Below are 12,491 nucleotides of genomic sequence, written 5' to 3'. Positions count from 1 at the left end.
AGCGAGGGCCCGGGTCGTGGTCGGCTTCCGCCGCCGGCGATCCGGGCCCCTTCTCCCCCAGCGTCCTACAGCGCCCCGGCGGCGGGCTTGACCAGGTCGCGGACCGTGCGCGACTTCACGTACTCGCCGATGGCCGTCATCTCCCACTCACCGGAGAACTGGCGGATGAACTTGCACATCAGCACGCCCGTCTTCGGCTCCGCGCCGGTGAGGTCGAAGCGCACCAGCTCCTCGCCGGTCTGGGCGTCCATCAGCCGGCAGTAGGCCTTGGCGACCTGGGTGAACTTCTGGCCGTTGAAGGAGCTGACCGTGAAGACCAGGCCGGACACCTCGGCGGGCAGGCCGCCCATGTGGACGGTGATGACCTCGTCGTCGCCCGAGCCCTCGCCGGTGAGGTTGTCGCCGGAGTGCTGGATCGCGCCGTTGAGGATCTGGAGCTTGCCGAAGTAGCAGGCGTCGATCATGTTGCGGCTGGGGCCGTAGGCGATCACGGAGGCGTCGAGGTCGATGGCCTTGCTGCCGTAGGCGGGCTCCCAGCCGAGGCCCATCTTGACGGACTGGGTGAGCGGGCGGCCGCCCTTGACGAGGGAGACCGTCTGGTTCTTCTGGAGGCTGACCCGGCCCTTGTCGAGGTTGATCTTCCCCGGGGCCGCGGGGGCCGGGGGCGCGGCGGGGGGCGCCGGGGCCTGCACCGGCGGGGCGACGGGTGCGGCCGGGGCCTGCACCGGGGGCGCGGGGGCGGCCACGGGAGCGGGCTCCTCCACGCTCACGCCGAAGTCGGTGGCGATGCCCGCCAGGCCGTTGGCGTAGCCCTGACCGACCGCGCGCACCTTCCAGGCGCCCGCCCGCCGGTACACCTCGATGGTCACCAGCGCCGTCTCGGTGCCGAGCCGGGGCGGGGTGAAGGTCGCGATGACGCTGCCGTCGTCCGCGCCGCGCACGGTCGCGGTGGGCTCGGTGCCCGCGAAGGTCGCGCCCGGGGCGTCCAGGCTGGCGGTCACCACGATCTTGTCGATGTCGGCGGGGACGGCCGTGGTGTCCACGGTGATCGAGTCGCCCGTGCCGCCCGCCGCCGCGCGGTGGGTCACGCCCGGTCCGTTGGGCTGGTTGTAGAAGACGAAGTCGTCGTCGGAGCGCACCTTGCCGTCGGCGGTGAGCAGCAGGCCCGACACGTCGAGCCGCACGGGGGCGGTGACGTCCACCGTCACGCGCGCGACGGAGAGAGGGATGTTCGAGCCGGGTGTCATAGCGGTCATGTCCCGGGTAACGAGCGACCGCGCTTTGCGGTTCCATTACCCGTGGAGAGCCCGTTCGCCGACGGCCGCCGCCCTCATCCCGGCGTGACGAAGCCGCACTCGTAGGCGGCGATGACCGCCTGTGTGCGGTCCCGTACGCCCAGTTTGGCGAGCACCCCCGCGACGTGCGTCTTCACGGTCGCCGGTCCCACCGCGAGCCGGTCGGCGATCTCCACGTTGGACAGGCCCGTCGCCATCAGGCGCAGCACCGCCGCCTCGCGCTCCGACAGCCGCGCGCGGAGCGCCGCGGCCGCGTCCCGCGCGGTCCTGGCCCCCGCGTACTCGGCGGCCAGGGCGCGCACCGCGGCGGGGAAGAGCAGCGAGTCGCTGCGGGCCACCAGCCGTACGGCCGAGACGAGCTCCTCCGCGCCCGAGCGCTTGAGGAGGAAACCGCTGGCTCCCGCGCGCAGCGCGTCGTACACATAGCTGTCGTTCTCGAAGGTGGTGACGACGATGACGCGCGGCGGCTCGGTCATCGTGGCCAGCACCTGCTCGGTGGCGCGGATGCCGTCGATCTGCGGCATCCGGACGTCCATCAGGACCACGTCGGGGCGCAGTTCGCGGATGACCGACACCGCCTCCGCGCCGGTCTCGGCCTCGCCGACGACCTCCAGGTCCGGCTCGGCGCCCAGGATCGCGCGCAGGGCGGTGCGCACCATCCGCTCGTCGTCGGCGAGCACGATGCGCAGCGGGCGGGCGGGGGCGCTCATCGGACGCCGCCTTCCAGCGGCAGCCGCACGGCCAGCCGCCAGGTGCCGTCGGTCGCGCCCGAGGTGCTGGCGCCGCGCAGCAGCCGGGCGCGCTCGGCTATGCCGGTCAGTCCGCGGCCGCCGCCGGGGCGGCCTCGGGTGCTGCCGGACTCCGGGGACACGGGGTTTTCCAAGGCGACCTCCAGGTCGTCGTCGTGTACGGCGATCCGCAGCCGCACGGGGACCTGCCCCGCGTGGCGCAGGGCGTTGCCCAGCCCTTCCTGCACGATGCGGTACGCCTCGCGGGAGACGACCGGCGGCACCTTCTCCAGCGCGGTGGACGCGGTGAGGGTGACCTCGCAGCCCGCCGCGCGGGTACGGGCCAGCAGGGCGTCGAGGTCGGCGAGCGTGGGTGCGGGCGCCGCGGAGGCGGGTCCTTCCTCGCGCAGCAGGCCCAGCACGGTGTCGAGTTCGCCGACGGCCGCGCGCGTCGTCTCCTCGATCGCGGCCAGCGCCTGCCGCGCGAACTCCGGGTCGGCGTCGAGGACCCGGCGCGCGGCGCTCGCCTGCAGCGTCACCGCGCTCAGGGCGTGCCCGACCGAGTCGTGCAGCTCGCGCGCCAGCCGGTTGCGTTCGGCCAGCCGCAGGGCGTGCCGCTCGGCGGCGGCGAGCCGGTCCGCCGCCGTCGGCCCGAGCAGCACGGGCGCGGAGCGGGCCAGCAGTGTTCCGGCCGCCCAGGACGTGCCGACGACGAGCGCGAGCAGCGCGAAGCCGGCCAGCGGGGCCAGCAACAGCCCGGCGCCGTCGAAGTACCGGGTCCAGACCATCTGCTCGACGCGGGGAGACCCCCACAAGGGCAGGGCGATCAGCAGCAGGGCCGCCGGGGGCGCGGACAACGACATGCCGCTGACGATGCCGCCGGCCGCCAGGTGCAGGGTGTACCACCCGGCCGTCCGCCCGCGCGCGGCCCAGGAGTCGCTGGGCCGCGTGGCCAGTTCGGCGCCCCGCGGAGCGCACAGCGCCCGCGCCGCGGTGGACTCCAACGGCCGTACGAGCGGGAACAGCGCGGTCAACGCGGCCGGCACGAGGGCCACCGCCAAGGTGATGAACTGCCAGACGGGGGAGATGAGAAGGAACGTGTCATTGCCGGCGTGGATCACTGACAGGACCACATTGGCCAGCAGGAAGTACGGCATCAACAGCGCGCCGCCGAGGAGCAGATGCACCCAGCGCAGCCGGGCGCGGCGGCCCAACGTCGCGCCCGCCAGGCGTCGGAGGGGGGCCGTCATGCGGCACGGCCGTCGGCGGCGGGCGCCGGCAGTCCGATGATCATCCGTACAGGGTAGGTGACGGGTGTCGGCGGGATGCCGCCCACCGCCGGCGGCGAAGGGCCTATCGGGTGGCTCATGGGTCAAGGATGGTGCGGAACGGCCGCCTACCGCCTCGCCCGGTATGACGATCCGTCTCCGCCATTTGGCGGAAACGCCTCTCGTCCGGGTCGGGTTCAGGCGCGGCGGGTGGCGTGGTCGTCCCGGCGTCCGCCGCACCGCAGGGGTGTGACCTGCGGCGCGACGACGTGCGGGGGAACCGGCTCTACCGAGTGCTCTGCCAAGTGGGACATACGACCAGAATTCCGCGTCGCACGCCCTCGCACGTCGGCCTGAACGGCAGACCGTTCAGGCCGTTCTCGGCCGGGAGAGGGAGAGCCGCCTCCTGCTCGCGACCCGGCCGTCCCGCCCCGCGCCCTCCGCGAGTCGGAGCGTCGGCTCCTCCTCAGCGGCGAATCAGCGCTTCCCGCCCCGCCCCGCCCTGTGCGCCAGCGTCGCACAGGCGACGGTCGTCACCACCCCGGCAGCCAGGAAGCCCCCGTGGGACCGCGCGGACAGCACCGACCACCGCGACTGGGCGGACAGCAGCGAGCCGGTGCTCAGCCAGGACCCGACCGAGATCACCGAGAGGGCGGAGCCGATCGAGCCGAACGACAGGGCGCTGCCGACCGAGCCGACGGACAGGACGGACCCGACCGAGCCGATGGAGAGCACCGAGCCCCGCGAGCCGATCGACAGCACGGAGTCCTGGGACCACAGGGACAGCGAGTGAGTGCGTTTGGCCATACGCCGATCGTAGGACGTGCCACCCTCGCCTAGGGCGTACGGCGGGCGATCACCTGCATGCTCAGGTCCGTGTGACCGTCCAGGGTCGGGGTCCGGCGCCGCTCCTCGGTCTCGACGGTGAAGCCGTGCCGGCCGAGCAGCGCGTGGAAGCTCTCCTGCGACTGGTGCACGAACACCCCGCCGTCCTCGATCCGGAAGACGCCGTAGGCACCGGTCTCCCGTTCCTGCGCGCGGTACCGGCCCACGCTGCGCTCGTCGGTCTGGAGCGGCACGTCACTGATGTACAGCACCCCACCGGGGCGCACGAGCCGCCCGACCTCCGCGACGGCCCCTTCCCGGTCCTCCGCGTCGGGGATGGACGTCAGCACGGCGAACAGCAGCGCCGCGTCGAACGCCCCGTCCGCGAACGGCAGCGGCGGCTCCTCGAAGTGCGTGATCCGCAGCTCCGGATGCTCCTTGCGCCCCCGGTCGACGAGCGCCGCCGAAGGCTCCACGCCCCGCACGTCGCGGTATCCCCGCTCGGCCAGCTGCGCCAACAGCCGTCCGTAGCCGCAGCCGTAGTCCAGGATGCGGTCGTCGGGGGAGAAGTAACGGGAGAGCAGCTCCGGGTCTAGCGGATGGGTGAAGGTGCGCGCGGCCCCGGTGGTTTCCCAGTAATCGCCTGAATCATGGGAGAGCGTCATGCACGCACGCTAACCGCAACCGTGCGCGGACGGCCGGACTTCTCCGGACCGGCCGCGGCGGTGCTCGGTTCACGCCCCTACGCGACCCGGCCGAGCCCGGCGCCGGCGCGCTCCGGGCCGGCCCCTGCCTGTCCGGGAAGCCCCGCCAGCGCGGCCAGCCGCCCGTACGAATCCAGCAGCGCCTCCCGGTCGTAGGAGCTGGTGGTGACCAGCAGCTCGTCCGCGCCGCTGCGCGCGATCAGCGCGTCGAGGGCGGCGGCGACCTCGTCCTCCGTGCCGAAGACATGGCCGCGCAGGCCCGCCTCGTAGAAGCCGCGCTCCCTCTCGCTCGCCCCCGCGAGCAGCGTTTCGATCTCCTCGGCGGGTGCCAGGGGCGGGAAGACGCCGTGCGTGCGGGAGTGGGCCAGTGCCCAGGCCTCCGGGATCAGCAGGCGGCGGGCGGCCTCCGTGGTCCCGGCGACGGCGACGTTGCCCGCGAGCACGACGTACGGGTGACGGCGCCAGGCGGAGGGGCGGAAGGCCGTGCGGTAGCGGTCGACGGCGGCCAGCGTCCGGTCCTCGCCCTGGAGGCCGCCGATGACCAGGGCCGCCCCCGCCGAGGCGGCGAGGTCGGCGCCCGAGTCGCCCGCGAGGACGAAGGCGGGGACGCGCAGGCCCTCGGCGGGGCGGGCGTGGACCTCGGGGTGGGGGCGCGGGCCGCCCGTGAAGTAGGCCGCCAGCTCCGTGAGCTGGTCCCCGAAGTCCGCCATGGCCTCCTTGTCGGTGCCCAGCGCCCGGCGGATGCCGTCGGTGAAGCCGACGGACCGGCCGAGGCCCATGTCGATCCGGCCGGGGAAGAGCGACTCCAGCACCCCGAACTGCTCGGCGACCACCAGCGTCCGGTGGTTGGGCAGCATCACGCCGCCCGTGCCGACCCGGATGCGCGAGGTGGCGGCGGCGACCGCCGCCGCCAGCACCGTGGGCGCCGAGCCCGCCACGCCGGGCACGCTGTGGTGCTCCGACACCCAGAAGCGGTGGTAGCCGAGCTCCTCGGCGCGCCGCGCGAACCGGACGGTGTCGCGCAGCGCCTCGCCCGGGTCGTGTCCCTGCCGGGTGCGGGAGCGGTCGAGGACGGAGAGCTTGAAGGTCACCTCCCTTTCAACAGCGGTGACCGCTCAGGATTCCCCGGGGCCGGCCGGTCAGTCGCGCGTGCCCTGGCGGCGCCACGGTCCGGTGATGGCGAGCATGATGCCGGGGTCCTGGATGTTGGCGAAGAGCGTGCAGCCGTCGGGCGAGAAGGTCACCCCGGTGAACTCGCTGTACTCCGGCTTGTCCGCGCTGCCGATGTTCAGCTCGTTGCGCGCGATCGGGTACGTACGGCCGTCGTCGACGGCGCCGAAGAGGTGCTGCACGCCGTTGCCGTCCTCGGCGATGACCAGGCCGCCGTAGGGCGAGACGGTGATGTTGTCGGGGCCGTCGAGGGCGCCGTCGCGCTCCGGGGTCTTGTTGACGCCGAAGCGCACCTTCAGGGTCAGGGTGCGGCGGCGGGGGTTGTAGAACCACACCTGGCCGTCGTGCTGGGCCGGGCTCTCCTCACGGGCGAAGGAGGACACGACGTACACGCCGCCGTCGCCCCACCACATGCCCTCGAGCTTGCGGGCGCGGGTGACCTCGCCGTCCTTGAACTGCTTGCGCACCGAGACGCTCTTCGCGTCGCGGTCGGGCACCTCCACCCAGTCCACGCCGTAGACCGTGCCGGGCTCGGTGGCCCGCGAGAGGTCGTCGACGAAACGGCCGCCGGAGTCGAAGCACTTGAACGCCTCCAGGGCGCCCGCCTCGTCGGCGAGGGTGCGCAGCCGGCCGCGCCCGTGCTCGAAGCCCTGCGGCGGGGTCCAGCGGTAGAAGAGCCCGTTGGGGCCGGAGGCGTCCTCGGTCAGATAGAGGTGACCGCGCTTGGGGTCGACGACGACGGCTTCGTGGGCGTAGCGGCCGAGCGCCTTGACCGGCCTCGGGTCGCGGCACGCGCGCCGGTCCTTCGGGTCGACCTCGAAGACATAGCCGTGGTCCTTGGTCATGCCGTTCTTACCGGCCTTGTCCTCGGTCTCCTCGCAGGTGAGCCAGGTGCCCCAAGGGGTGCTGCCACCCGCGCAGTTCGTGGACGTACCGGCGATGCCGACCCACTCGGCCACGTGGCCCCCGCGCCCCGCGACCTCGACGACCGTGCAGCCGCCCGCCGCGGCGGGGTCGTAGACGAGCCCCGTCGCGAGCGGCACCGGGTGCGGCCACTTCTCGCGCGCGCCGCCCAGCTCGTGGTTGTTGACCAGCAGGGTGCTGCCGCGCGAGCCGGCGAAGGCGGCCGTGCCGTCGTGGTTGGACGGCGTGAGCTCGCCGGACTCCAGTTTGGTGACGCCCGTACGGGTGATGACGCGGTAGGAGAATCCGGCGGGCAGCGCGAGGAGCCCCTTCGGGTCGGACACGAGCGGGCCGTATCCGAGCGTGCGGCGGCTGTGCCCGGCCGCGCCCTCCGCGGTCTCCCCTGCCCTGTCCGCGGCCAGCGCGCCGGGCGCGGTGGCGAGGACACCGACGCTGCCGACCAGGGCGACCCCCGCGCCGGTGTAGGCGGATCGCTTCGCGAAGTCTCTGCGGCTGATGGTCATCTTCGTCTCCAGGGATGGCCGGATCGTCGCTCTGCGCCCTTGAACCGCACGGGGTGCGGCCGTGGGGCGGCGCTTACGTTCCCTCTCCCCACCGAACAGGAGGTGAACACGAGCCGTCATCCATGGACCGATCCGATGCCGTACGGACAAGGCCGTACGGCATCGGTCATTCCGCCTCGCTCACTCCCCCTCAGGAGTGAGCCGCTGCACAGGACTTCGATCCGTCGTCCGGGTCGTGCGGAGAGACCGCGTCGTGCGGAGAGACCGGGCGGCGGTCGTCGGAGACGTTCAGGAGGCGCTCAGCGGCGCGAGCGCGCCTTGAAGGCCGCCTTGCGGGCCTCCTTGGCCACCTTCTTGTCCGGGTGGAGCCTGCCCATGGCCTCCAGTACGTCCGCCGTGGCGGGGTGGTCCACCCGCCAGGCCGAGTCGAAGAAGCCGCTGTGCCGGCCGACCAGGCTCTCCACCAGGCCGCGCAGCTCCTCCGAGTCGCCCTCGGCCGCGAGCTGTGCCGCGATCGTGTCCACGGTCAGCCAGAACACCATCGTCTCGCCCGGCTCGGGGATGTCCGTGGCGCCGTGCTCGGCCAGCCAGACCCGGGCGAGGCCGCCCAGCTGCGGGTCGTCGAGGACCTCGCGCAGCGCGGGCTCGGCCTCCGTGCCGACCAGCGAGAGGGTCTGCTGGCAGGCCAGGCGGCGCTGCGGGGCGTCCAGGTCGTCGCCGCGCCCGGCGGCGAGGAGCTCGCGGGCGGCGTCCTGCGGGGCCCGGCGGGCGAGCCAGGCCTCGGCCTCGGCGCGGGCGGCCTCCTCCGGGTGGCCGGGGAGCGCCGCGAGGAGCGTGTCCGCGCCCTTGTCGGCGAGGTCGCCGACGGCCGGGGCGTCGATGCCCGCGTCGAGCATCCGGGCCCGTACGGCGAAGACGCCGAGCGGGGTGAGGGCGACCATGCCGTAGCGGGTGACGTCCTCCTCCTCGGGGACCTCGGAGGTCACGCCGTCGACGGACTCGCGGATGTGCCCCTCGCCGTCGATCTCCTCGATGAGGGCCTCGTCGACGGGCTGGTACTCCACCAGGCCGGTCGGCGCGAGCAGCCGGAACTGGTCGTCCAGCCGCATCATCGCGTCGGAGACCTCTTCGAGGATGTCGTCGGTGGGCTCGTCCATGTCATCCGGGACGATCATGGAGGCGGCGAGCGCCGGCAGCGGTACGGGCCGGTCGGGCCCGCCCTCGCCCAGCGCGGTCAGCAGATAGAGGTTGCCGAGGACGCCGTCGAGGAAGTCGGCCTCCTCCTCGGGGTTCCAGTCGAGGGCGTCGAGGTCGAGCTCGCCGCCTTCGGAGATCTGGTCGACCAGGTCGCCCAGGTCCGGGGCGGCCGCGTCGGCCAGCACGGTCTCCAGGCCGCCGAGCCACAGGTCGAGGACGTCCTGGGGGCTGCCGCCGGTGAGCGTGTCCAGCTCCTCGCCCGCGCTCGCGGTGGCCGACGGCTGGTCCGCGTCCGCCTCGTCGTCGGCGTCCGGGTCCTCGGTGAACTCCACGAGCCCGGTGTCCAGCGCGAGCTGCCACGCCTCGGCGGCGTAGGCGGTGCCGTCCTCCTCGCCCTTCAGGCCGAGCAGCTCGGTGGCGGTGAGCAGCTGTTCGGCGAGCAGTTCGCCGCCCGCGCCGACCGGGGTGCCCTCGCCGGCCCAGCGGGCGAGCTTCGCGGCGCGGGCGAACAGCGGCGCGGAGAGCGCGTCACGCGCGAGTTCGGCGTCGGTGTGCAGCCGCACCGGCGGCATGGTCGGGCGGTCTCCGGACATCAGGGGGGTCATCTCCTCGTCGTGACGGCCGCGCCGGATCGGATCGGCCGGGCGCGGTGCCCAAGCCTAGACGGGTTTCGCACCATGCCGACCGGTTCACGGATCCGTCGACCGCCGGTTACCCACGGAACCTTGACAACTGGCCTGATCACACAAGACATTGACGCGCGTAGATCTTGCTTTTCGCGTCACCGCCCGCTCGGGCACCCCTTCTTCACCCTTCGCGATCCGCAAAAGCAACCCATCTCATCGCCCCTCATCACCCGGAGGCCCTCGTGCCCACTGCTCGCCCCCTGCGCAGAACCGCGACCGTCGGTTCCCTCATAGCCGCCGCGCTCGCCGCCGGGCTGCTCGCCGTCCCGCAGTCCGCGAGCGCCGCCGAGATCCGGATCCACGACATCCAGGGCAGCACCCGCGTCTCCCCGCTCGCCGGCCAGCAGGTGACGGACGTCCCCGGTGTCGTGACGGCCGTGCGGGCCTTCGGTTCCGCGCGCGGCTTCTGGTTCCAGGACCCGAAGGCCGACAGTGACCCGGCGACCAGCGAGGCGATCTTCGTCTTCACCGGCAAGGACACCCCGGCGCTCGCCGTCGGTGACGCGGTGACGGTCTCCGGCGCGGTCTCCGAGTACTACCCGGGCGGGGAGTCGGCGGGCCTGCAGTCGGTCACCCAGCTCTCCAAGGCGTCGTGGACGGTGCACTCCTCCGGCAACGCGCTGCCCGCGGCCTTCGCGCTGCGCCCCTCCAGCATCCCGGACCGGTACGCGCCGAGCGCGGGCGACGGCTCCATCGAGGGGCTGCGGCTGAAGCCGAACAGCTACGCCCTGGACCGCTACGAGTCGCTGGAGGGCATGCGGGTCTCGGTCAAGGACGCGCCCGTCGTGGCCGCGACCAACGAGCACAAGGAACTGTGGATCACCGCCGAGACCCACCGCGACCGCACCGCGCGCGGCGGCTCGCTCTACAGCTCCTACCGCGCCCCGGGCGTCGGGCGGGTCAAGGTGGCCTCGCTGATCCCGTTCACACAGCGCCCGTTCCCGGTCGCGAACGTCGGTGACTCGCTGACCGGCACCACGGCCGGCCCGCTGGACTACGACAACTTCGGCGGCTACACCCTCCAGGCCACCGAGCTGGGGACGCTCGCCGACCGGGGGCTGACCCGCGAGACGACGCGCAAGCAGAAGAGCGACGAGCTGGCGGTCGCCACGTACAACGTGGAGAACCTCTCGCCCAAGACCCCGCAGGCGAAGTTCGACCGGCTGGCGGCCGCGCTGGTGAACAACCTGGCCTCGCCCGACATCGTCGCCCTGGAAGAGGTCCAGGACGACGACGGGACGACCGACAAGGGCGTCGTGGACGCCGGGCAGACGCTGAAGAAGCTCACGGACGCCATCGCGGCGGCCGGCGGGCCCGCGTACCGCTGGCAGCAGATCAACCCGGCCAACGGCCAGGACGGCGGCCAGCCGGGCGGCAACATCCGTACCGCCTTCCTCTACAACCCCGCGCGGGTCTCCTTCACCGAGATCCCCGGCGGGGACGCCACCACCCCGGTGACGGTCACCCGCGAGGGCGGCAAGGCGAAGCTCTCGGCCTCGCCCGGCCGCATCGACCCGGCCAACGAGGCCTGGAAGAACAGCCGCAAGCCGCTGGTCGGCGAGTTCTCCTTCCGGGGCAACCCGGTCTTCGTCGTCGCCAACCACTTCAACTCCAAGGGCGGCGACCAGGGTCTCGACAGCCGCTTCCAGCCCCCGGCCCGCACCTCCGAGGTGCAGCGCGTGGCGCAGTCGAAGGCCGTGAACACCTTCGTCAAGCAGCTCCTCGCGGCCGACAAGCGGGCGAACGTGATCGTCGCGGGCGACCTCAACGACTACCAGTTCTCCCCCGCCCTCAAGGCCCTGACCTCGGGCGGCGCCCTCACCGACCTCGTCGACCGGCTGCCGCGGAAGGAGCGCTACGGCTATGTCTTCCAGGGCAACTCCCAGGTGCTGGACCACATCCTGACCAGCCGTCACGTGCGCTCGGTCGACTACGACATCGTGCACATCAACGCGGAGTTCGCGGACCAGGCGAGCGACCACGACCCGCAGGTGCTGCGCTGGAAGCCGTGACACCATTCAGTAGGAATACTCAACGGTAACCGGCAGAACAATTAAATAGACCTGTACGGACGAAGGGGCTGAGAATCCGGCGGAGAACCCCTACCGCTTGGAGAGTGCCACGATGCCCACCAGCCCCTTCGGCCGTACCGTCTGCGCGATGGTCACCCCCTTCGACTCCGACGGCGGCCTCGATCTCGACGGGGCGCAGGAGCTCGCCGACCATCTCGTCACGCGCGGCGGCTGCGACGGGCTCGTACTGAACGGGACGACGGGTGAGTCGCCGACCACCAGCGCCGCGGAGAAGACCGCGCTCGTCACCGCGGTGGCCGAGGCCGTGGGCGACCGGGCGCGGATCACGGCGGGGGTGGGATCCGCCGACACCCGGCAGACCGTCGAGCTGGCACGCGCGGCCGAGGCGGCGGGGGCGCACGGGGTGCTGGTGGTGACGCCCTACTACAGCCGACCGCCGCAGGAGGACGTCGCGGAGCACTTCCGCACGGTGGCGGACGCGGTCGGGGTGCCGGTGATGCTCTACGACATCCCGGCCCGCACCGGGACCCGGATCGAGCCCGACACCATGCTGCGGCTGGCGGAGCACCCGCGCATCGCGGGGGTCAAGGACTGCGCGAACGACCTGCTGGGCAGCGCGAAGGTCATCGCGGCGACCGGCCTCGCCTATTACTCGGGTTCGGAGGAGCTGAACCTTCCGCTGCGGGCGGTGGGCGCCGTCGGCTACGTCAGCACCGTGGCCAACGTCGCGGGCCCGGCGATCGCCGCCGCCCTGGACGCCTACGACCGCGGCGCGAACGCGGAGGCGACGCGCCACCACCAGCGGGCGCTGCCGCTGATCGAGCTGATGATGGCCGCCGGCCTGCCCGGCACGGTAACGGCCAAGGCCCTCCTGAACGCCCTGGACCTCCCGTCCGGCCCGGTCCGCTCCCCCCTGCGCGCGGCGTCCCCGGACCGGACGAAGGCCCTGCTGGAGGCGTACGAAAGCACGATCGCCGGACGGGCTTGATCATCAAGCCCGTCCGGCGATCGAGGGCCGGGTCCGGGGCGGAGCCCCGAGTTCGGAACCTCAGTTGTGGGCGTGCAGGACCTCGTTGAGGCCGCCCCACGTGCCCTTGTGCGGACGGGCCTCGCACCGGAGACCAAAGCACTGCTCACGGCATACGCACCGGCGCCCGA

General features: G+C 73.0%; 11 protein-coding genes. 2 read left to right on the top strand and 9 right to left on the bottom strand.

Features of this window, described 5'->3' with window-relative positions; genetic code table 11:
• Window positions 1-65 precede the first annotated feature (65 nt).
• From FHS38_RS04620 to FHS38_RS04585, 9 genes are all read right to left on the bottom strand, one after another.
• Window positions 66-1,247, bottom strand: a complete 1,182-nt coding sequence (locus tag FHS38_RS04620; protein ID WP_184731172.1) for a TerD family protein — start codon at window positions 1,245-1,247, stop codon at window positions 66-68.
• Window positions 1,248-1,330: 83 nt separating this feature from the next.
• The gene (locus FHS38_RS04615) at window positions 1,331-2,005 is read right to left on the bottom strand and encodes a response regulator transcription factor (RefSeq protein WP_184730840.1); all 675 of its coding nucleotides are present in this window, start codon (window positions 2,003-2,005) and stop codon (window positions 1,331-1,333) included.
• Window positions 2,002-3,273: a sensor histidine kinase gene (locus FHS38_RS04610; RefSeq protein WP_184730838.1), complete on the bottom strand. Its 1,272-nt coding sequence runs from the start codon at window positions 3,271-3,273 to the stop codon at window positions 2,002-2,004. Before FHS38_RS04610 ends, FHS38_RS04615 begins: the two co-directional genes overlap by 4 nt.
• Window positions 3,270-3,392, bottom strand: coding sequence for a hypothetical protein (locus tag FHS38_RS35060; RefSeq protein WP_260420553.1), 123 nt, complete (start codon window positions 3,390-3,392; stop codon window positions 3,270-3,272). The genes FHS38_RS04610 and FHS38_RS35060 overlap by 4 nt, the downstream gene beginning before the upstream one ends.
• Before the next feature lie 376 nt (window positions 3,393-3,768).
• The gene (locus FHS38_RS04605) at window positions 3,769-4,098 is read right to left on the bottom strand and encodes a hypothetical protein (RefSeq protein ID WP_184730835.1); all 330 of its coding nucleotides are present in this window, start codon (window positions 4,096-4,098) and stop codon (window positions 3,769-3,771) included.
• A 29-nt stretch (window positions 4,099-4,127) separates the two neighbouring features.
• Window positions 4,128-4,781, bottom strand: a complete 654-nt coding sequence (locus FHS38_RS04600; protein ID WP_184730833.1) for a class I SAM-dependent methyltransferase — start codon at window positions 4,779-4,781, stop codon at window positions 4,128-4,130.
• A gap of 77 nt (window positions 4,782-4,858) precedes the next feature.
• Entirely contained in the window at window positions 4,859-5,911 is a 1,053-nt protein-coding gene (locus FHS38_RS04595; RefSeq protein WP_184730832.1) for an MsnO8 family LLM class oxidoreductase, read from the bottom strand.
• Between the two features lie 48 nt (window positions 5,912-5,959).
• Window positions 5,960-7,417 (bottom strand): alkaline phosphatase PhoX, encoded by a 1,458-nt coding sequence (locus FHS38_RS04590; protein WP_184730830.1) that lies wholly within the window; start codon window positions 7,415-7,417, stop codon window positions 5,960-5,962.
• A 299-nt stretch (window positions 7,418-7,716) separates the two neighbouring features.
• Window positions 7,717-9,207, bottom strand: coding sequence for a hypothetical protein (locus FHS38_RS04585; RefSeq protein ID WP_184730828.1), 1,491 nt, complete (start codon window positions 9,205-9,207; stop codon window positions 7,717-7,719).
• A gap of 275 nt (window positions 9,208-9,482) precedes the next feature.
• Here FHS38_RS04585 and FHS38_RS04580 point away from each other — a divergent pair, with 275 nt between their 5' ends.
• Window positions 9,483-11,312 carry a DUF8508 domain-containing protein gene (locus tag FHS38_RS04580; protein WP_184730826.1) on the top strand — a complete coding sequence of 610 codons (1,830 nt, stop codon included), beginning with the start codon at window positions 9,483-9,485 and terminating at the stop codon, window positions 11,310-11,312.
• A gap of 112 nt (window positions 11,313-11,424) precedes the next feature.
• Window positions 11,425-12,321: a 4-hydroxy-tetrahydrodipicolinate synthase gene (gene dapA / locus FHS38_RS04575; protein WP_184730824.1), complete on the top strand. Its 897-nt coding sequence runs from the start codon at window positions 11,425-11,427 to the stop codon at window positions 12,319-12,321.
• Window positions 12,322-12,491 lie beyond the last annotated feature (170 nt).

This window comes from Streptomyces netropsis, assembly GCF_014203545.1.
Classification (GTDB): Bacteria; Actinomycetota; Actinomycetes; order Streptomycetales; family Streptomycetaceae; genus Streptomyces; species Streptomyces netropsis.
Note: the sequence above shows the minus strand (reverse complement) of the source record. Positions and strands in the feature narration are given on the sequence as shown.